Source organism: Enterococcus sp. DIV0682 (assembly GCF_051712685.1).
GTDB classification, from domain to species: domain Bacteria; phylum Bacillota; class Bacilli; order Lactobacillales; family Enterococcaceae; genus Enterococcus; species Enterococcus faecalis.
In genome coordinates this window covers 1,529,662-1,550,818 of sequence record NZ_JBIOPK010000001.1, presented here as the reverse complement: position 1 = coordinate 1,550,818, position 21,157 = coordinate 1,529,662, and the positions used below count along the sequence as shown (strand labels likewise).

The 21,157-nt window shown below is 36.7% G+C and carries 19 protein-coding genes and 1 other annotated feature; of the genes, 14 read left to right on the top strand and 5 right to left on the bottom strand.

Features of this window, described 5'->3' with window-relative positions; translation table 11 throughout:
* The first annotated feature begins 7 nt into the window (after window positions 1–7).
* The 7 genes from IGK96_RS07425 (at window position 8) to IGK96_RS07395 (ending at window position 8,075) form a co-directional block, all read left to right on the top strand.
* Window positions 8–556 (top strand): CvpA family protein, encoded by a 549-nt coding sequence (locus IGK96_RS07425; RefSeq protein ID WP_002357705.1) that lies wholly within the window; start codon window positions 8–10, stop codon window positions 554–556.
* A gap of 110 nt (window positions 557–666) precedes the next feature.
* The gene (locus tag IGK96_RS07420) at window positions 667–3,033 is read left to right on the top strand and encodes an endonuclease MutS2 (protein ID WP_085443227.1); all 2,367 of its coding nucleotides are present in this window, start codon (window positions 667–669) and stop codon (window positions 3,031–3,033) included.
* 97 nt (window positions 3,034–3,130) lie between these two features.
* Window positions 3,131–3,445, top strand: coding sequence for a thioredoxin (trxA, locus tag IGK96_RS07415; RefSeq protein ID WP_002357703.1), 315 nt, complete (start codon window positions 3,131–3,133; stop codon window positions 3,443–3,445).
* 164 nt (window positions 3,446–3,609) lie between these two features.
* Window positions 3,610–5,406, top strand: a complete 1,797-nt coding sequence (gene uvrC / locus IGK96_RS07410; protein WP_085406596.1) for an excinuclease ABC subunit UvrC — start codon at window positions 3,610–3,612, stop codon at window positions 5,404–5,406.
* Window positions 5,407–5,558: 152 nt separating this feature from the next.
* Window positions 5,559–5,816 (top strand): DUF3884 family protein, encoded by a 258-nt coding sequence (locus tag IGK96_RS07405; protein ID WP_010713433.1) that lies wholly within the window; start codon window positions 5,559–5,561, stop codon window positions 5,814–5,816.
* Window positions 5,817–5,920: 104 nt separating this feature from the next.
* On the top strand, window positions 5,921–6,820 hold the full coding sequence (locus IGK96_RS07400; RefSeq protein ID WP_002357699.1) for an ABC transporter ATP-binding protein: 900 nt from the start codon (window positions 5,921–5,923) through the stop codon (window positions 6,818–6,820).
* Window positions 6,813–8,075 (top strand): ABC transporter permease, encoded by a 1,263-nt coding sequence (locus tag IGK96_RS07395; RefSeq protein ID WP_002374927.1) that lies wholly within the window; start codon window positions 6,813–6,815, stop codon window positions 8,073–8,075. Before IGK96_RS07400 ends, IGK96_RS07395 begins: the two co-directional genes overlap by 8 nt.
* Window positions 8,076–8,110: 35 nt before the next feature.
* Here the strand turns inward: IGK96_RS07395 and IGK96_RS07390 are convergent, their stop codons facing one another.
* Window positions 8,111–9,109: a LacI family DNA-binding transcriptional regulator gene (locus IGK96_RS07390; RefSeq protein ID WP_002360405.1), complete on the bottom strand. Its 999-nt coding sequence runs from the start codon at window positions 9,107–9,109 to the stop codon at window positions 8,111–8,113.
* A gap of 141 nt (window positions 9,110–9,250) precedes the next feature.
* Here IGK96_RS07390 and IGK96_RS07385 point away from each other — a divergent pair, with 141 nt between their 5' ends.
* Window positions 9,251–10,645, top strand: coding sequence for a 6-phospho-beta-glucosidase (locus IGK96_RS07385; RefSeq protein WP_002357694.1), 1,395 nt, complete (start codon window positions 9,251–9,253; stop codon window positions 10,643–10,645).
* A 25-nt stretch (window positions 10,646–10,670) separates the two neighbouring features.
* Here IGK96_RS07385 and IGK96_RS07380 read toward each other — a convergent pair whose 3' ends face one another.
* A complete protein-coding gene (locus IGK96_RS07380) occupies window positions 10,671–11,177 on the bottom strand; it encodes a hypothetical protein (protein ID WP_002357693.1) in 507 nt (168 codons plus the stop codon).
* Window positions 11,178–11,422: 245 nt separating this feature from the next.
* On the opposite strand from IGK96_RS07380, the gene abc-f reads away from it, so the two are divergent.
* Window positions 11,423–12,889, top strand: coding sequence for a ribosomal protection-like ABC-F family protein (gene abc-f, locus IGK96_RS07375; protein WP_161975133.1), 1,467 nt, complete (start codon window positions 11,423–11,425; stop codon window positions 12,887–12,889).
* Window positions 12,890–12,929: 40 nt separating this feature from the next.
* On the opposite strand, the gene IGK96_RS07370 is transcribed toward abc-f, so the two are convergent.
* A complete protein-coding gene (locus tag IGK96_RS07370) occupies window positions 12,930–14,216 on the bottom strand; it encodes an NAD(P)/FAD-dependent oxidoreductase (protein WP_002374922.1) in 1,287 nt (428 codons plus the stop codon).
* A gap of 137 nt (window positions 14,217–14,353) precedes the next feature.
* Here IGK96_RS07370 and gdhA point away from each other — a divergent pair, with 137 nt between their 5' ends.
* Window positions 14,354–15,700 (top strand): NADP-specific glutamate dehydrogenase, encoded by a 1,347-nt coding sequence (gene gdhA / locus IGK96_RS07365; protein ID WP_002360402.1) that lies wholly within the window; start codon window positions 14,354–14,356, stop codon window positions 15,698–15,700.
* A 181-nt stretch (window positions 15,701–15,881) separates the two neighbouring features.
* Window positions 15,882–17,231, top strand: a complete 1,350-nt coding sequence (locus IGK96_RS07360) for a glucose-6-phosphate isomerase (RefSeq protein WP_002357685.1) — start codon at window positions 15,882–15,884, stop codon at window positions 17,229–17,231.
* 65 nt (window positions 17,232–17,296) lie between these two features.
* Here IGK96_RS07360 and IGK96_RS07355 read toward each other — a convergent pair whose 3' ends face one another.
* Window positions 17,297–17,476: a hypothetical protein gene (locus IGK96_RS07355; protein ID WP_002357684.1), complete on the bottom strand. Its 180-nt coding sequence runs from the start codon at window positions 17,474–17,476 to the stop codon at window positions 17,297–17,299.
* 58 nt (window positions 17,477–17,534) lie between these two features.
* A complete protein-coding gene (nrdI, locus tag IGK96_RS07350; protein ID WP_002396395.1) occupies window positions 17,535–17,978 on the bottom strand; it encodes a class Ib ribonucleoside-diphosphate reductase assembly flavoprotein NrdI in 444 nt (147 codons plus the stop codon).
* Window positions 17,979–18,186: 208 nt separating this feature from the next.
* Window positions 18,187–18,234, top strand: a sequence feature (sodium ion sensor (DUF1646 type); this cis-regulatory element may regulate processes involved in with the transportation of sodium ions).
* A gap of 116 nt (window positions 18,235–18,350) precedes the next feature.
* On the opposite strand from nrdI, the gene IGK96_RS07345 reads away from it, so the two are divergent.
* From IGK96_RS07345 to IGK96_RS07335, 3 genes are read left to right on the top strand one after another with little or no spacing between them, the layout of a single operon-like run.
* Complete coding sequence (locus IGK96_RS07345; RefSeq protein WP_002391201.1) at window positions 18,351–18,674, top strand: hypothetical protein; 324 nt, start codon at window positions 18,351–18,353, stop codon at window positions 18,672–18,674.
* Window positions 18,664–20,643 carry a V-type ATP synthase subunit I gene (locus tag IGK96_RS07340; protein WP_010713427.1) on the top strand — a complete coding sequence of 660 codons (1,980 nt, stop codon included), beginning with the start codon at window positions 18,664–18,666 and terminating at the stop codon, window positions 20,641–20,643. Before IGK96_RS07345 ends, IGK96_RS07340 begins: the two co-directional genes overlap by 11 nt.
* A gap of 27 nt (window positions 20,644–20,670) precedes the next feature.
* On the top strand, window positions 20,671–21,144 hold the full coding sequence (locus IGK96_RS07335; protein WP_002363905.1) for a V-type ATP synthase subunit K: 474 nt from the start codon (window positions 20,671–20,673) through the stop codon (window positions 21,142–21,144).
* Window positions 21,145–21,157 lie beyond the last annotated feature (13 nt).

Below are 21,157 nucleotides of genomic sequence, written 5' to 3'. Positions count from 1 at the left end.
TGACAAGATGTTAACAATACTTATTTTATTACTTTTAGCCTTTGGATTTTATACAGGAGCTAAACGAGGCTTGATTTTACAAGTGCTCTATTCGGTAGGTTACTTAATTTCATATTTTGTTGCTCGAACCTATTACAAAGAGGTCGCCTCTCATTTAGAATTGTATATTCCATATCCATCGGTTACGCCAACGTCAAAGCTTGTCTTTTTTAATCAAGAGATTTCTTTAGACTTGGACAAAGCCTTTTATTCAGCGGTTGCGTTTCTATTATTGCTGTTTGCAGGCTGGTTAGTCGTTCGCTTTTTAGCGATCTTTTTACATGGATTAACATTTATTCCAGTTTTGAAACAGGTAAATGGACTATTAGGTGGCGTATTAAGTGTTCTTGTGTTATACGTGGGTCTTTTTCTAGTGTTAGCTACGGCGTCAATGATTCCGTCAGATATTGTCCAAAATCAGTTTCGATCAAGTGGCTTGGCACGAGGCATTGTAAAAAATACCCCAATTCTAACAAAACAAGCATATGAATTATGGGTTGAACCAATTACGAAATAAAGCTGAATGGGACTGAGATAGAGATAAGAAGTAAGTGAGCAAAGCGAAACTTCTTATGTTATGTCTCAGTCTTTTCAACAAATGAAAAAGTTAGAAAAGTAGGTGGAAAAATGAATCAGCGTATTCTATCAACATTAGGGTTTGATAAAGTAAAACAACAGTTGTTGCAATTTATTGTGACAGCTCAGGGGACAAACGAAGTTTCGGAATTATTACCGATTGCTGATGAAAATAAAATTCAAGCATGGCTAAATGAAACACAGGATGGTTTAAAAGTTCAACGATTACGTGGTGGAATCCCCATTCCTAAATTAGAAAATATCCAACCACACATGAAACGGATTGAAATTGGTGCGGATTTAAATGGTGTAGAATTAGCACAAGTAGGTCGTGTCTTATCGACTACTTCAGAACTGACTCGTTTTTTTGATGAGTTAAGTGAAAATGAAGTGGATTTTGAACGTTTATATATGTGGCGAGAGCAACTAGAAGTTTTGCCTGAATTAAATCGCCAACTCAAACAAGCCATTGATGATGATGGCTACGTCACAGATGAAGCTTCGCCAGCTTTAAAGGCAATTCGGCAAAATATTCGTCGTAGTGAGCAGACCATTCGAGAAGAACTAGATAGTATTATTCGTGGGAAAAACGCACGTTATCTGAGTGATGCCCTTGTTACTATGCGAAATGAACGCTACGTAATTCCAGTCAAACAAGAATATAAAAATATTTTTGGTGGCGTGGTTCACGACCAAAGTGCTTCAGGACAAACCTTATTTATTGAACCTAAACAAATTTTAGAAATGAATAATCGTTTGCGACAACAACAAATTGCCGAAAGAAATGAGATTACTCGCATCTTGGCAGAACTGTCGGCTGAGTTGGTTCCTTATCGCCGAGAAATTACGCATAATGCTTATGTCATCGGTAAACTTGATTTTATTAATGCTAAGGCGCGACTAGGAAAAGAACTAAAAGCAGTTGTTCCAGAAATTAGTCAAGCAAATCATGTAGTTTTTAAACAAGCCCGGCACCCACTATTGGATCCAGAAAAAGCTGTAGCCAATGACATTGTGATTGGAGAAGAATATCAAGCAATTGTGATTACAGGGCCTAATACCGGCGGGAAAACCATTACTCTGAAAACGTTAGGTCTTTTACAATTAATGGGTCAAGCTGGATTACCTATTCCAGTTGAAGAAGAAAGTAAAATGGGTATTTTTACAGAAGTATTTGCGGATATCGGGGATGAACAATCGATTGAACAAAGTTTAAGTACTTTCTCTTCACATATGACGAATATCGTGTCTGTCTTAAAGAAAGTCGATCATCAAAGTTTAGTACTATTTGATGAATTAGGTGCTGGGACAGATCCGCAAGAAGGGGCCGCTTTAGCGATTGCCATTTTAGATTCATTGGGTGCTAAAGGAGCCTATGTGATGGCAACAACCCATTATCCTGAATTAAAAGTGTATGGCTATAATCGAGCTGGAACAATCAATGCCAGTATGGAATTTGATGTAGATACCTTGAGTCCAACCTATCGTTTATTAATTGGCGTGCCTGGCCGAAGTAATGCTTTTGAAATTTCGAAACGTCTTGGATTAGACAACAGTATTATTGAAGCTGCAAAACAAATAATGGACGGTGAAAGTCAAGATTTAAACGAAATGATTGAAGACTTGGAAAACCGTCGCAAAATGGCCGAAACTGAATATTTAGAAGCTCGCCACTATGTCGATGAATCGGCCGCTTTGCATAAAGAACTGAAAGAAGCCTATCAAGTATTTTTTGAAGAACGAGAAAAAGAATTACAAAAAGCGCGGAAAGAAGCGAATAAAATTATTGCAGAAGCGGAAGAAAACGCAGAAACCATTATTTCTGATATTCGCAAAATGCAATTGGAAAGTGGCCAACAAGGTGGTGTCAAAGAACATCAGTTAATTGATGCGAAAACACAACTTTCTCAATTACACCACGAAGAAACTAAGCTTGCTAAAAACAAAGTGCTGAAGAAGGCGAAAGAGCAGAAAAAATTAAAAGCTGGCGATGAAGTAATTGTCAATACCTACGGCCAACGAGGGACCTTATTAAAAGACAACGGCAAAGGACAATGGCAAGTCCAATTAGGCATTTTAAAAATGAACGTATCTGAAGAGGATATGACGCCTGTCGCTCCACAAAAAGAAGCAAAACCAAGAGTTACAACGGTTCGTTCTGCAGAAAGCAGTCATGTTAGCACACAACTAGACTTACGTGGCAAACGCTACGAAGAAGCATTGGCAGAAGTTGACCAATACATTGATGCTGCGATTCTAGCGGGCTATCCACAAGTAACCATTGTTCACGGCAAAGGAACAGGTGCATTAAGAACCGGAATAACGGAATTTTTAAAAAATCACCGCAGTGTGAAAAGCTATGAATTTGCGCCACAAAACCAAGGTGGTAATGGTGCGACTGTCGTAAAATTCCAATAAACAAGGACTTACAATAAGTAAGCAGAACACTCGCTATCTTAGAGATGACATGTTATACTAAGCATGTAATAAGAGTAAAGAGTAGGAGGTTTGTGAAATGACACAAGCAATTACCGATAAAGATTTTGCAACAGAAACAGATGAAGGATTAGTCTTAATCGACTTTTGGGCAACTTGGTGTGGCCCTTGTCGTATGCAAGCACCCATCTTAGAACAATTATCTGAAGAATATGATGAAGACGAAGTAAAAATCGTCAAAATGGATGTGGATGAAAATCCTGCAACACCAGCAAGTTTTGGAATCATGAGCATCCCAACATTGCTATTGAAAAAAGATGGCGAAGTTGTTGAAAAAGCAGTCGGTGTTCATACAAAAGACCAATTGCAAGCAATGATTGCCAAACACTTATAAACGTTGATTAGTCATTACGAATAGTCTGATTCAGTCTGAAGAGAAATCATTAGCGATTGTCTTTTCAGGCTGTTTCTTTCGTACATAAAGTAGCGGCTTTTTTTGTTTAATTACAAAAAGAGGTGTATAATAGATGAAGTATTTTGTTAGAAAGGAAGTATCGTATGAACGAACGAATAAAAAATAAATTAGCACTGCTTCCTGATCAACCTGGTTGTTATTTAATGAAAGATAAAAACGGCACGATTATCTATGTTGGGAAAGCCAAAATTTTGAAAAACCGTGTCCGGTCTTATTTTCGTGGTAGCCATGATACTAAGACAGAACGATTAGTCAGTGAAATCGATGATTTTGAATATATTGTGACAGAATCGAATATTGAAGCACTTTTATTAGAAATTAATTTAATCCATAAAAATAATCCCAAATATAACATCATGTTAAAAGACGATAAAACCTATCCTTTTATCAAAATCACAAACGAAAAATATCCTCGTTTAATGATTACTCGAAAGGTTTTAAAAGACAAAGCGTTATATTTCGGGCCATATCCAGATGTAAATGCAGCGAATGAAACAAAGAAACTGTTAGATCGGCTTTTTCCTTTGCGAAAATGTAATCCGTCGCAAAAAACACCTTGTTTGTATTACCATTTAGGACAATGTCTGTGTCCCTATGCTTTTGATGTGGATCCGCAAGTCTACAAAGATATGGTGGAAGAGATTAAAGGGTTTCTCTCTGGTGGACATACAGAAATTCAAGACCGCTTACAAGAAAAAATGGCTTATGCAGCTGCACATATGGAATTTGAAAAAGCTGCAGAATTTCGCGATCAAATCAAAGCGATTGAAACAGTTATGACTCGCCAAAAAATGACGAATGTGGATTTAATTGATCGTGATGTGTTTGGTTATGCTGTTGATAAAGGCTGGATGTGTGTCCAAGTATTCTTTGTCAGACAAGGAAAATTAATCGAACGTGATGTATCGATTTTTCCATTTTATGATGATGCCAGTGAAGCATTTTTAACTTTTATTGGACAATTTTATCAAGAGAATGAGCATTTTGTGCCAAAAGAAGTCTTGATTCCTGATGACATTGATAAAGAAAGCGTTGAAGCGTTATTAGCTACGAAAGTCTTGCAACCGCAACGGGGAGAAAAGAAAAAACTGGTTAAATTAGCCAGTAAAAATGCTGCAGTTGCTTTAAATGAAAAATTCGATTTGATTGTACGGAAACAAGAACGAACAATTGGCGCAGTTGAAAAATTAGGCAATGCGATGAACATACCTGCGCCCATTCGAATTGAAGCATTTGATAATTCAAATATTATGGGAACCAACCCTGTTTCTGCGATGGTTGTGTTTATTGACGGACGGCCAGCTAAAAATGAGTATCGAAAATATAAAATAAAAACTGTCCAAGGTCCTGATGATTACGCTTCTATGAGAGAAGTCATTTATCGCAGATATTCACGAGTTTTAAAAGAAGGCTTGCCTTTTCCTGATTTAATTTTAATCGATGGTGGTAAAGGCCAAGTCGATATTGCCAAAGATGTGTTAGCCAATCAACTAGGAGTCGATATTCCTGTAGCTGGATTAGCCAAGAACGACAAGCACAAAACGAGTGAACTTTTATTTGGACCAGACTTAGAAGTTGTACCATTGGAAAGAAACTCACAAGAATTTTTCTTGTTGCAACGAATCCAAGATGAAGTCCATCGTTTCGCCATCACATTCCATCGTCAATTACGTAGTAAAAATAGTTTTGCTTCCAAATTAGATAACATTGAAGGTCTGGGACCAAAACGTAAAAAAAATCTTTTAAAAGAATTTAAATCGCTTAAAAATATTACGGCAGCCAGTGTTGAAGAATTAAGAAAAGCTGGGTTACCTGAAACTGTCGCAAAGAATGTGTATCGTCATTTGCACCAAGAAACAACCTCTGAGATAGAAAAATAAATGAAAATGAAACAGACAAATTAGGTGCTTTTCCTAATTTGTCTGTTTTTTTTTATTCAATTTTTTCATGAAAAGTTGAACTCTCAAGAAAATATGATAACGATTTCTTTCGTGATATACTAATACTAACTTAAAAGAGAGGACGTCTGATCATGAAAATACTAACACCCGTTTATCAAATAAAATTTAAAAAAGTACCAAATCAATTACTGATTGATGAGCGTTTAATAAATGAATTGGGTACGTGGCTGAATCGTACAGGTCGAATTTGGGCCTGCCAATCATCAAAATCGGCAAAGGAATTTAAAAATACATTTTATGAAAGTACAGGCTTGTCCGCAAATGAAGTGCATATTTCTGCCGAGACGGATGGTCTTTTTCGTTTAGCAGAAAATAAAGCGTCTGATTAAAGTGCAGCATCTTTCCATAACAATTGTCATTGACAAGCCAACACAGTAAAGATACGATATGAGTAACTAAACAGCGGTTTAGAAAAAGTGAAGGGGGCGTTTATGTGTTAGAGGTAAAAGAGTTAGTCAAAACCTTTGGGGATTTTAAAGCAGTTGATCATGTATCCTTTACGATACCGGACGGGAAAATTTTAGGATTAATTGGCCAAAATGGTGCCGGGAAAACAACTACGTTTCGCTTGATTTTAAATTTTTTAACACAAGATAGCGGGTCGGTTTTATGGAATGGTCAACCATTAAACGAAAAAGAATACAATATTATTGGTTATTTACCAGAAGAACGGGGTTTATATCCTAAAATTACGATTGAAGACCAACTAATTTATTTCGCTTCATTGCGGGGGAAAACTAAAAAAGAAATTGAACCTAAAATTGACTTTTGGATGGAAAAATTTCAAGTTAAAGGCAAAAAAACGGATAAAGTTAAATCTTTATCAAAAGGCAATCAACAAAAAGTTCAATTGATTGCGACACTTATTCATGAACCGAAGTTAATTATTTTAGACGAACCATTCAGTGGCTTGGATCCAGTTAATGCAGAATTATTAAAAGATGGCATTATTGAATTGAAAAATCAAGGTTCTTGTGTCATTTTTTCCAGTCATAATATGGACAATGTGGAGAAAATCTGTGACCATTTAGTCATGTTAAAAAATGGACGCATGGTTTTAGATGGTCAGGTTCATGAAATTCGACAACAATTTGGTCGAACAAAATTATTTTTAGAATCACCGTTATCTGTTGAGGAAGTTGCTGCTACTGCAGGTGTGAAAGAAGCACACTTGCGACAAGATGGCGTCTTAGAAGCGACATTAGAAAACGCTGAAGTGGGCAAAGTGTTGTTTGATAAAGCGACAGCCAACGGCTACATTCCAATGTTTAATCAACAACCACCAACATTGGAAGAAATTTTCAAAATGAAAGTAGGTGGGCAAGATGAGTAAATTTTGGATTATTGCGACTGATGTCTATAAGAAAAATGTGAAGTCGCTGTCTTTCTTAATCATGATTTTAGCGCCATTTCTTCTTGTAGGAATTGTTTACTTAGCGGGCTCTCTAGCTAGCGGTTTTTCAGGAGATACTACCATTGGTCTGGTTTCGGAAAACCAAGCGCTGGTTAAAGAGTTGACAAAGAATAAAACAGAGGACTTTTCTTTCAAAGCTGTTTCTTCTGAGAAAAAGGCCCAAGAACAATTAAAAGACGAGAAAATTGATGCCTATTTACTTTTGGACACTACAGATAATCAGATTTCTGGTCAGCTTTACTCTGAACGCTCTTTAGGAAATGCAACCGAGATGCTAATCCCTCAAATGTTAAACCAATTACAAACAATGGCGAATGCCAATCGTTTAAATTTAACAGCTGAGCAAGTTGCCATGTTGAATCAACAAGCAACATTTAAAAAATCAAAAATTAGTTTTGATGAAAATGGCAAAATAAAAACAGGAGAAGATAACACAGGGATTCAAATGGCGTTAGCAATGGGGATAACAATTTTGTTATTTGTCTTCATCAGCAGTTATTCTTCAATTATTGCCCAAGAGATTGCTTCTGAAAAAGGCACTAGAATCATGGAAGTTATTCTCTCTAGTACAAAAGCGCAAACCCATTTTTATGGCAAATTAACTGGGGTTATTCTAGTAGCTTTAACACAAATTTTTATTTACGGAGTGGCGTTTGTTCTCGGCTATTCTCAATTGAAAAATCTTGATTTTATGAAAAGTCTATTAAGTGGTATTTCACCACAAAGTATTTTTTCATCAACCTTTATTTTTACATTAGGCTTTTTCATTATTGGTATTCTCGTTTTTGCTGTTTTGGCAGCACTTTGTGGTTCTCTTGTTTCCAAACCAGAGGATACAGCAAAAGCAGTTCAGCCCATCATGTATATTGGTTTAATTGGTTATATGATTGGCATTACGTTTGGGACGAATGATCCACAAAATATCGTGGTGAAAGTGACTTCCTTTATTCCGCTGATTTCGTCATACATTATGCCAGTACGCTTGGCGACCGAAACGGCATCAACAATGGAAGCAATTGTCTCATTAGTGATTTTGGCAGTTTTTGGAATTATTTTAACAATCTTCTCTGCTCGTTTATACAAATCAAACGTTCTTGTATACAGCGAAGGCGGCATGATTCAATCCTTAAAACAGTCAATTTCTATTTTAAAAAATGAACAAAAGCATAAATAATTTTTGTTTAACTCTAAAAGGACCCGGTAAATCAGTCAAAGTGACTGATCTGCCGGGTCTTTTTTAGGCACCGTTCGTCGTTCAACTAGACGAACGGTTAATTTTTTTTCAGGAATGTTCGTCTGATTTAATTGGTTGTATAGGTAAATAAATGAGTTTTCGGCTTGATACTGAATGGCATAATCAACAGTCGTAATATGCATCAATTCACTGACATAACTATTATCAAAGCCAATGACAGCGACATCGCGAGGAACGGCATAATTTAGATTTTCAAGTTCTGAAATAAACTCAGCTGCTACGTGATCATTATAAAAGGCCAAAGCTTCTGGCTTTTCGGTTAATTGTTGCCAGTAGTGGGCAATTTTGCGACCAGAATGGTTAGTATACTGATCATTAATCAGCCACTCAGCTTGCCAAGGTGCCTGAGTGTTTTCATAAAAATCTTTCATTGCACGTTTTCGTGCGTGCGTGTTTAAATTTTCGGGATTACCGAGGACATGACCGATTTTTTGGTATCCTTGTTGTTGTAAATATTCTAAGGAACGATAATAACCAGAGTAATGATCAATGTAGGAAGAGTATATATTAGGTGAATCGATACGATGCCAGGTTGCTAAAGGGCCATACGCGCTGTAAGGCTCAATCACCGACCATTCATTTGTTCGTGTCAATAAAAACAAGCCATCTAATTGTTTGTATTTTAATTGGTTCAAGGCATCAATTTCTTTCTGCTGATCGCCATCTGTAAAAAATAAGGTTACGGAATAATTGTATTTTTTGGCAATTGAAATAAAGCGATTCAAGAAAATGCCTAAGGAACCTAAATAGCTAGGGGCTAAAAAGCCAATGGTTTTTGTGGCACCTGCTCGTAAATTCCGCGCCACATAATTCGGGGTATAATTTAATTCTTTCATTGCTTTGAGAATTTTTTCTTGACTATCGGCACTCACATATCCTTTTCCAGAAATTAAGCGAGAAACAGTCGATTTCGAGACACCGGCAACTTTTGCTACATCAATGATAGACGTCATTTTTTACCTCCAAAGTGGAATGTATTCTTATAAGAAGTATAGCATACATTTTTTTGAAAATAGTGCTTGACATGGGAACATTCCCATAATTTATCCTAAAGATGTAAACGATAACAATTTAATCAAGGAGGAAGAAGACGGATGACAAGAGGAGCATTAAAAATTGCAACAATTGGTGGCGGTTCTAGTTATACACCTGAATTAATTGAAGGATATATTAAAAGAAAAGATGAACTGCCAATTAAGGAAATTTGGTTAGTCGATATTGAAGCTGGTAAAGAAAAATTGGAAATCGTTGGGGCAATGGCGAAGCGCATGATTAAAGCTGCTGGTTTAGATTGGGAAGTTCATTTAACATTGGACCGTGAAGCAGCCTTAAAAGGGGCGGATTTTGTTTCAACACAGTTCCGTGTAGGATTATTAGATGCTCGCATTAAAGATGAACGGATTCCTTTGTCCCATGGGGTATTAGGCCAAGAAACAAATGGCGCGGGAGGAATGTTTAAAGCATTTCGAACAATTCCTGTCATTTTAGCTATTATTGACGATATGAAACGTCTTTGCCCAGATGCTTGGTTAGTGAATTTTACTAATCCAGCTGGAATGGTTACGGAAGCTGCAATTAAACATGGCGGTTGGAAAAAAACAGTTGGCTTATGTAATGTGCCGATTGGTCATAGAAAACAAGCGGCCGAAATGCTGGGAATTCCAGAAGAAGACTTATTCTTTAAATTTGCTGGAATTAATCATTTCCATTGGCACCGCGTTTGGGACAAAGAAGGACAAGAGCGAACACAAGAACTCATTGATTTAATTTACGGGCCTAAGCAAGAGCAAGAAAGTCATTTGAAAAATATTTTTGATGCGCCGTTCCATTATGAACAGTTAAAAGATTTAGGAATGTTACCATGTGGTTATCATCGCTATTATTATATTGAAGATGAGATGTTGAAGCATTCCATCGAAGAGTATGAACGGGGCGAAACAAGAGCACAAGTGGTTAAAGAAACGGAAGGTCGTTTGTTTGAATTGTATAAAGATCCCAAACTAGATTACAAACCAAAAGAATTAGAAGAACGGGGCGGCACACACTATAGCGATGCAGCTTGTGAAATGATCGCATCAATCTATAATGATAAACGAACGGATATGGTTGTTTCTACTGAAAATAATGGGACAATTACTGATTTACCGTATGATTGTGTTGTAGAAGTATCTGGACCTGTGACAGCACATGGCCATGAACCTTACAACTGGGGGGCCTTTCCGCCAGCAGCACGAGGAATTATTCAAAATATGAAAGCTATGGAAGAAACGGTTATTCGAGCAGCCATCAATGGTGATTACGGCGCAGCATTGCATGCTTTCACTATTAATCCATTAGTTCCTGGCGGCGTCATGGCGAAGACCTTGTTGGACGAATTATTAATTGCCCACAAAGCACATTTACCGAATTTTGCAGATGCGATTAATAAAATTGAAGAAACACAACCAGAAACAGTCACATATGTGGCCGAATTAATGAAAAGTAATTAAAAAATATCGCACGCTAAAGATTCGTTTAGTGTGCGATACTTTTTTTAGAATAGGAAGCAAAGGATTCCGTTTTTTTCTTGACAGTAAAATGATAGGTTTGTTGCCGGAACAGCCACTGAATACCAGAGTAAATTAAAATTTCAGCAATAATAAATGTCGAAAGTTTCTGTGCGGAAAGGAATAATAGCGTTAAAATTAAAAATAAGACGACACAGGTATAGAAAACGTGTTGCAATTTTTTAGAATTGATAATCGTGATTTCTTTGGTATCTTCAGTAACTTCAATGCGCCGATAAAATTGGAACCAGCCTTCATAGAACGTTAAAACATCCCCAGGATCAGCTTCAATTTCAATAGGTACATTAGTAAAAAGTTTCCCTTGATGCACACCATTTTTATAAAATGTAAAATAGCGTAACGCGCCCCAAGCTGATGTTTTTCGTGTCAATGTAATCTTCATGGTTTTCACCTCCGTCTTTATTTTGCCATAGTTTCGGTAAAATTGTATCCTACTAAAGTCCGATTCTCTCATTTTAGGGTCAGAATTGACAAAAGAAAGCAGAGGTGTTAATGTGGGAGTAATTAAACGAGGAGGTATAATTGTATGTTGGCATCTATCAGAATTTGGATTGACTTTTTGACAAAATAAATTGAATAAATCTTATCAAAAAGTCTGAAATTAAAATTCATGGGTGACGTGTGTACTTTTATACGAAACTACAAGGATAGCGATTAGGCTGTCCTTTTTTGCGTACCCAAGATTCTTTCGTTTCAGAAATGAAAGAAGAGGGCAAAATGAAAAAATTAAGTATTCATCTGAAAGAAGTAAGTATTCACTTTTCGGGAAAACCAATTCTAGAAATTGATGAATTATTTGTATATGAAAATGAAAAAATTGGGATTATTGGTAAAAACGGCGCAGGAAAATCAACACTGCTCAATTTAATTATGGGTAAGATTCAATCAGACAAAGGAAAAGTTCAAAGATTGAACGACTTTCATTACTTGGCACAAGTAGCTGAAGAAATAACGAATGAATCAGAGAAAACTGACAAAAACTGTTTGCTAAATCAGAAAAATCAAAAACTAAGTGGTGGCGAAAAAGTCCAAAAACGCTTAGCAACATTATTTTCAGAGTATCCAACCGGGGTTATTTTAGATGAACCAACCACACATTTAGATAAAGAACATCGTCAGTTGTTAGTGGCAGATTTAACGTATTATTATGGGACCGTTTTGTTTGTTAGTCATGATCGCTTTTTCTTGAATCAATTAGCAGAGAAAATTTGGGAAGTTTCGGATGGACATGTCAAAGAATATTTAGGGAACTACGATGCGTATTGTCGTCAAAAAGAATTGGAACAGCAAACACAATATAATGTCTATCATCAATATCAAAAGGAAAAGAAAAAATTACAGGAATCTTACACAAAGAAACAAGCACAAGCGCAAAAATCTAGTCATGTTTCAAAAAAACAAAAACAAAAGCAAATTAAACCTAGTCGTTTAGCTGGTTCTAAACAAAAAGATAGCGTACAAAAAGCACTCCAAAAACAAGCGAAAGCGATTAATGCCAGAATTGACAGATTACCCGATGTTGCGCAAGCAAAACAAGAGCGAAAAATTATTTTTCCTACTAATAATCAGTTCTCTTTATACAATCCATATCCAATTAGAATTGAAAATTTAACTTTCGCTTATGAGAATCGAACAATTCTTAACCAAGTGAACGTTCAAATTCCTTTAAACGAAAAAATAGCACTTTGTGGAAAAAATGGTGCTGGGAAGAGTACCTTCCTTCAACAAATTGAAGCTCGTCACCCGGCCATTTACTTTTCTCCCAAAGTCCGGTTAGGAACGTATCATCAATTAGATTATCGATTAAAAAATGATGAACCACTGTTGACTTATTTATTGAAGCGGACAAATTATTCTGAAAAGATTGTGCGTTCACTTTTATATCGGCTAGGTTTTCAACAAGAAAATTTACAGACAAAGATATCTTCTCTAAGTGGTGGCGAAGCCATAAAAATTACTTTGGCGCAATTATTTATAGAACCAAATAATATCATCTTATTGGATGAACCCACCAATTTTCTTGATTTAGAGACAATCCAAGCACTTGAAGAATTTATAAGTGCCTATCAAGGAACAGTAATTTTCACCTCGCATGATGAAACGTTTGTGGAAAAAGTAGCCACCCGCACTATTTATTTAGAAAACGGGAAAATTATTGATAAATAAAAAAAGTAAACAAAAAGTCGCTATTTTAGCGACTTTTTGTTTAGACTTCTTCAATTGGTAAATAGGTGTATTCTGCAATTTCTGCGGCATGGGAGCCAGCAACATGTCCAGTGACAAATGCAGCTGTAACATTGTAGCCTCCAGTATAGCCGTTAATATCTAAAAGTTCACCAGCAAAAAATAAACCATTGACTAATTTGCTCTCCATTGTTTTAGGGGTCACTTCTTTGAGGGAAATCCCACCGCCTGTGACAAAAGATTTTTCCAAAGGCAATGTTTTCGTAACAGTGAACTGAAAGTCTTTCAGTAGTTCCACAAAGGAAAGACGTTGCTTTTCTGTTAGTTGTTTGGCAGGCACTTCTTCAATTGCTAGTTTCTCTAGATAAAAAGTGAGCAGCCGTTCTGGTACTAAAGAATGAAAGGCATTTTTTGCCACTTTATTTGGCTGTTCCTCAATCATGTAATCAACGTTTTTCAGCACTTCTTCAAAAGATTTTGTCGGAAACACATCCAAGGCTACCGTGACAGGTTGATTGCCGTTGCGAGTTAATTCTTGGTTAATAAAACTAGAACAGCGGAGCGCGGCAGGTCCTGAAATGCCAAAATGTGTAAACAGCATATCCATTTGATGATTAACTAAAGGTTTTCCTTTTTGGTTCAAAACAGTTAAATTAACATCTTGTAAAGAGAGACCTTGCAACGTTTTATCAAGGATAAAAGGTTCTTCAGAAATAATAGGTGATTCGGTAGGGTAGAGCGGGCTGATGGTATGCCCCATTTTTTTGGCTAGTTTATAGCCATCACCAGTTGCTCCTGTGGAAGGATAAGTGCGGCCGCCAGTTGTTAATACAACACACGGTGCATAAATTTTTTCCAGTTCGGTTTCAACGCCAATTATTTGATCGTCTTTTCGTAGTAATTTTGTGACCTGTGTTTTTGTAAAAACAGTGACTCCTAATTCGTTAATGCGGTTAAATAGCGCATCAACAATTGACTTCGATTTATCTGTAACAGGGAACATGCGTCCGTGATCTTCTTCTTTTAAGTGAATACCATTGGATTCAAAAAAGTTCATGATATCATAGTTATCAAATTGTGAAAATGCGCTGTATAAAAATTTTCCATTCCCAGGAATAAATGAAATGATTTCTTCTGCGGGCCGATTATTGGTTACATTACAGCGGCCGCCACCAGTCATTAATAATTTTTTCCCAACACGGCGATTTTTTTCAATCAATAATACTTGAGCACCAGCTTCTGCGGCCGCAATCGTGGCCATCATACCACTCGTCCCAGCACCGACAATAATTACATCAAATTTCTTCATAGTTCTCCTCCAATTCAATAGGTAGTGTACCATAATTACGGGATTTTTTCTGGATTTAAGGAAAAAATAAACGTTTGACTATGGTAATTTTTGAATTTTCAGTTAAAATAAACCTATAACAATGAGAGGATGATTAAATGGACGCAAAACAATATGTTAAAAATATTCAAGAAAAGATTCACCAATTAGACCAAGGTCAAACAGAATATTTACAAGCAGTCGATGAGTTTTTACCAACCGTAGAAGGTTTTTTAGAAAAAAATCCTCAATACATTGAAGCAAATGTTTTAGGTGTCTTGATTGAACCTGAACGTATTTTTCAATTTCGTGTGCCGTGGCAAGATGACCAGGGCAACTGGCATGTGAACAGAGGCTATCGTGTCCAATATAATTCAGCGATTGGACCATACAAAGGTGGTTTGCGGTTTCATCCAAGTGTGAATTTAAGTGTGATGAAGTTTTTGGCCTTTGAACAAATTTTTAAAAATAGTTTAACTGGTTTGCCAATCGGTGGCGGCAAAGGCGGTAGTGATTTTGATCCAAAAGGTAAGTCAGATGCTGAAGTGATGCGCTTTTGTCAAAGTTTCATGACCGAACTTCAAAAACATATTGGTCCAAGTACAGATGTTCCAGCAGGCGATATTGGCGTAGGCGCTCGTGAAATTGGTTATTTGTTTGGCATGTATAAACGCTTGCGCAACTATGATGCAGGAGTGTTGACTGGAAAACCTTTAGGATACTGGGGAAGCCAAGCAAGAACAGAAGCGACGGGTTATGGAACGGTTTATTTTGTTAAACATTTATTAGCAGATAAAAACGATACGTTTGAAGGCAAAAAAGTCGCTGTTTCTGGTAGCGGGAATGTCGCAATTTATGCCATGGAAAAAGCAACTGAGCTAGGCGCCACAGTAATCACATGTTCCGATTCGTCTGGTTTTGTCTATGATCCAGAAGGAATTGATGTGGCGTTAGTAAAAGAACTAAAAGAAAAAAATCGTGAACGCATTTCAAAATATGTTGAAACACGTAAAGGCGCAACTTATTATGATAAAGAATCTGTTTGGGATTTCGAAACAGCGTATGACATTGCGTTACCATGTGCAACACAAAATGAAATCAACGAAAAGCAAGCCGCTATTTTAGTGAAAAATGGAGTGAAAGTCGTGGCAGAAGGCGCAAATATGCCTTGTACACTAGAAGCAGTCGCCGTTTTTGCTAAATCAGCTGTAATTTATTGTCCAGGTAAAGCCGCTAATGCAGGTGGTGTTGCGGTTTCTGCATTAGAGATGAGCCAAAATGCTGAACGTTTAGCTTGGTCCTTTGAAAAAGTTGACGGTATGCTAGATCAAATTATGCAAAACATTTATGAGACTTGTCGTGATACAGCTAACGAATATCAGGCACGAGATAACTTTGTTTTAGGTGCGAATATTGCTGGCTTTGAAAAAGTAGCGGCAGCGATGCTGAGTCAAGGACTTGTTTAATAACAAAAAATGCTAGGATTTCCTAGCATTTTTTCTTGGTTTGTTTGATTAAGAGAATAAATATCTCTAATTAAATAGTTAAAATTAAACAATTGGTCTATCCAAAAGAATTTGCTTGAAAAAATGTCTAAAAACACGTAAAGTATACATGTAGTAAGTTTACTTTCGAGGAGGAAAAGGAATGTCACACATTCAATTAGATTATTCCAAATTAGCACCATTTGTTGCTGACCATGAATTGGAATACATGCAAACACAAGTCACTGCAGTGGACAAAGCATTACGTGAAGGTACAGGAGCTGGTAATGATTTTACTGGCTGGATTGATTTACCAGAAAACTATGACAAAGAAGAATTCGCGCGCATTAAAAAAGCAGCAGCAAAAATTCAATCTGACTCTGAGGTATTAGTAGTCATTGGTATCGGTGGTTCATATTTAGGTGCCCGTGCAGCAATTGAATTTTTGACACATTCATTTAATAATCTATTATCAAAAGAAGAACGGAAAGCGCCACAAATCTTCTTTGCTGGAAATAGCATCAGCTCAACTTATTTAGCTGATTTAATCAATGTGATTGGTGATCGTGATTTTTCTGTCAACGTTATTTCAAAATCTGGAACGACGACAGAACCAGCGATTGCTTTCCGCGTCTTTAAAGAGTTATTAATTAATAAATATGGCAAAGAAGAAGCCAATAAACGTATTTATGCGACAACTGACCGTGCTAAAGGAGCAGTAAAAGTTGAAGCCGATGCGGAAGGTTGGGAAACATTTGTGATTCCTGATGATGTGGGCGGTCGTTTCACTGTTTTAACGCCAGTAGGTCTTTTACCAATCGCTGTTAGCGGTGCGGATATTGATCGTTTAATGGAAGGTGCAAATGATGCACGTAAAGAATACGGCGCAACGAGCGACTTAAAAGAAAACCAAGCCTATCAATATGCTGCGTTACGTAACATTTTATATCGCAAAGGCAAAACAACTGAAATGTTAATTAACTATGAGCCTGGCATGCACTATTTCTCTGAATGGTGGAAACAATTATACGGTGAATCAGAGGGAAAAGATGGCAAAGGTATTTTCCCAGCAGCCGCAGACTTTTCAACTGACTTACATTCTATGGGTCAATATGTTCAAGAGGGTATGCGTAACTTATTTGAAACAGTGGTTAAAATTGAAAATCCACGCCATAGCATTTCAATTCCAGAACAAAATGAAGATCTAGATGGCTTAGGCTATTTACAAGGAAAAGAAATTGACTTCGTCAATACAAAAGCGTTCGAAGGTACGTTGCTTGCTCACACAGATGGTGGTGTGCCAAACATGATCGTTAAAGTGCCAACAATGGATGCTTATTCATTAGGTTATGTTATGTACTTCTTCGAAATTGCAGTGGGCATCTCAGGTTACTTAAATGGGGTTAATCCATTTGACCAACCAGGTGTTGAAGCTTACAAACGCAACATGTTCGCTTTATTAGGTAAACCAGGATTTGAAGAATTAGCAAAAGATTTAAATGCACGTCTATAATTTGTAAATAACAGAAGAAAAGAGCCAGAAACACTTACGTTTCTGGCTCTTTTCTTCTGTTTAAATTATTTTTCCAATGGTTCGTTCCATTTTTTAGGACTCCAAATAGTTCCTTCCAATGCAACTTGAAGACTTTCATTATCATCTTCTAATTGTTCAATATATTTGATGGTTTCCTCGATAATAAAAGAATTGGGTTCTTCGCTGATTGACTGAAGTTGTTCTGCTAACCATGTATTTCTCATTTTTCTTCACCTCAAAATGTAGTCTATCATAGGTGAGCTTTTTAGTAATGAAACTTGCTTATTGGTTTTCCTTTAAAATAGCATAAATTCGTTCAATATCCGCTTGGGTACCTCTTAATTCATAGTCAGCTAAGAAGGGGAAGTTAAATTGTTCCGCATACTGTTTAGCTGTCAGGCAGTATTGGTGGTTAAAGTTTTTATTGCCGCTGCCCACCACGCCAGAGCAATAACGATAATTATTTTCAAAAGCAAGATATTCTCGCATGACTTCTGTTAAAATTTCGGTATTGCCGTTGTTGATGCCATCGCCACCATCTAAATAGGTAGGCACAAAAGTAAAAAATGGTTCTGTTTCTACTTCTAACGGAGAATTTTCCGAAATTTCTTTGAAAGTAATCGTAGGATTTTTTTCGTTTTGCTGATGTTGCTCTTCAGCATAAGCTGTTAAACGTTGAACAAATGAGCGTGTATTACCAGAGATTGAAATATATCGTATATTCATCAGAGATCCCTCCAAATAAATTTAATTGTTTACGTAAGTATAGCACATCTATGTGAAAAAAATTCAAGATCAATAATTATAAAGCGAAAAAAATAATGCCTTTTTATTACCTATTATAAAAGTGAAAATTTGTTATTTTAATTCATTTGGGTAAGTATTGAATTTTGCGAAAAACTTTGCTAAGATGGTAGAGTATTGAATAAAGAATGGTTGGGCGAAAGCTTCAAGGATTCAGTTCTTCAAGGGGTGAGAAGAACAATTTTTGAGTTTGCGCCTTTTTGCATACCTAAAACAAAAGGGCTGAGCGTATCTCTATTTCGCTAGTCCTTTTTCTTATATGCTAAAGGTGTAAAAACTAAGGAGGTGGAGACAATGGTACAAGAAGTACTAGAGCAAATCAAGGCAGCGGAAGATGCGGTGGAAGAGCATCGGCAACAAGCTAAGATGAATTGTCGTTTATATGAAGAACAGAAGCAAGAACGTTTAGCTAAACTACGTCAAGAGAGTGAAGAAGCTGTTGAAAAAGTGCTGACGGATTCACTAGCAACGCAAGAAAAGATGTTACAACTTGAAAAAGAACAACTTTTAGATGAAACAAAGCGCACTGAACAAGCGCTTCACGAACGTTACGAAGCGAACAAAGAACAAGTCATTGATTCAATTATTGAGAGGGTGAAAGACGTTTATGGCAGTTAGTAAAATGGAAAAAATGACAATAATTGCCGCTGCCGAAAAAGAAGCAGCAATTCTACAAGCCATTCAAGGCTTGCAAATTGTCGAAGTAAAACGGATTTTTCATTCGCCTGAAGAAGAACAAGCCTTAAAGAGTCAATATTCTTTTTTACAAGCAGAACAGTCAACTGAACAGCTACGTAAATATGAAACGATGCTACAACAATTGCAAGAGCTTCTTTTATTTTTGACACGCTCTTCAGGAAAAGGGTTAAAGATAAAAAGAAAAGTCTATACTTTGGAAGAGTTGGAACAAACTTTTGATGAAGAAACATTACAAAGCTATTTGACGGAATTAAAGAATATTCAAGAATCTTTGAAACAAATTCAAACGGATCGTCAAGGGTTAGAAGCAGAAGAAGAATTATTAGGCCGCTGGCAATATCTGGATGTTCTACCACACAAACAGCAGTTAAAAAGTAGTCATGTCGTTCATGGTTCGATAAATCTAGCCAATAAAGCCAGTTTCTTGAGCGCTTTGTCTCAATGGCCAACGGTTTATTTTGAAGAAATTTATCAAAGTATGCATCATAGTTACTTTACACTCGTTTACCTGAAGGAACATCAGCAGAGTGTAACCGAGTTATTAAACCAATATAGTTTTGAACCACTCCAATACCGTTATGATGTTCCGCCTAAAGAGGCATATCAACAAGTCAAAGAACGATATGAAATTTTACAAAAAGAAGAAAAAACCTTAAAGCAACAACTGGCTTCTTATCATGATTTCTATGAAACGTTTTGCTTGGCTGAAGAAGTCTTATTGGCGGTTATCCAAAGAGAACAAGCACGTCAACATTTGTTAAATGCTTCATCATTTTTCATCTTGCAAACGTGGATTCCAGTCGAAGAAAAAGCCGAGATTTTGACAGCGATTGAAGAAAAAGTTCCTAAGGACGAAATAGCTCTTACTTTTGAAAATCCTACGAAGGCGGAAATTGAGACGGATATACCAGTTAAATTAGCGAATAATAAATTGGTGCAGCCGTTTGAAATGTTAACAGAGATGTATAGCTTACCAAAATATGAAGAAGTTGATCCGACACCTGCGATGATGCCGTTTTATCTAGTCTTTTTTGGTATGATGGTAGCGGATATTGGCTATGGCTTACTGATGCTACTCTTGTCTATTATTGCTCTGAAAGCATTTGTTTTACCGAGAGGCATGAAACGTTTTGCCGACTTTTTCTTGATTTTATCATTTCCAACAATTATTTGGGGCTTCATTTACGGTTCGTTTTTCGGTGCAGCATTACCGCCAATAATGTTTGGAATCAAATCACCATTTCCGATTTTATCAACGACCGAAGATGTAAATACGATTCTTATTTTATCGGTTATTTTTGGGTTTATCCAATTGGTTGTCGGTTTAATGATTAATGGGATTCAGTTATCAAAACAAAAGCGCTATTTAGATAGTATTAACGAAAGTTACGCTTGGTTAGGGATTTTGTTTGGTTTAGCATTGTTAGTCGTTGGTAAATTAGTGGTTAAAAATGAAGGCTTATTTACAGCAGGTGCAATTTTAGCTAGTCTTTCTGCCATTGCAATTATTGTGATTCCAATGATTCAATCGAAGGCCAAATTAAAAGGTTTAGCCAAAGGACTGTATGGACTATACGGCGTGACAGGTTATGTCGGTGACTTAGTTAGTTATACACGTTTGATGGCGTTAGGAATTGCTGGGGGAAGTATTGCTTCAGCGTTTAATATGCTCGTAGAGTTCATGCCGCCAGTTGCCCGTTTTAGCGTGGGCATCTTGCTGTTAATTGTTTTACATGCGTTAAACATATTCTTATCGTTATTAGGTGCTTATGTTCATGGCGCACGTTTGCAATATGTTGAGTTCTTTGGAAAATTTTACACAGGCGGTGGCCGGGCGTTTAATCCGCTAAAAACAAAAGAAAAGTATGTCAATGTTGAGAAAAAATAGAAAATTATTTATTGGAGGAAAATAGAGATGATGGATTACTTAATTAATAATAATGGTGGAATTGTTTTTGCAGTATTAGGAATGGCGATGGCGACAATTTTTGCTGGGATTGGATCAGCCAAAGGGGTTGGCTTTACTGGGGAAGCAGCAGCAGCTTTAACGACGGAGCAGCCAGAAAAATTTGGTCAAGCGTTAATTTTACAGTTATTACCAGGTACACAAGGACTATACGGTTTCGTTATTGCTTTCTTAATTTATATTAACTTAGGAAACGATATGAGTATGGTTCAAGGGTTGAACTATTTTGTAGCAGCTTTACCAATTGCTTTTGCAGGATTGTTCTCTGGGATTGCCCAAGGTCGTGTGGCCGCTGCGGGGATTCAAATTTTAGCGAAGAAACCAGAACATGCAACAAAAGGAATTATCTATGCTGCCATGGTTGAAACTTATGCCATCTTAGGGTTCGTAATTTCCTTCTTACTTGTATTGAACGTCAAATAATTGAGGAGGCAGA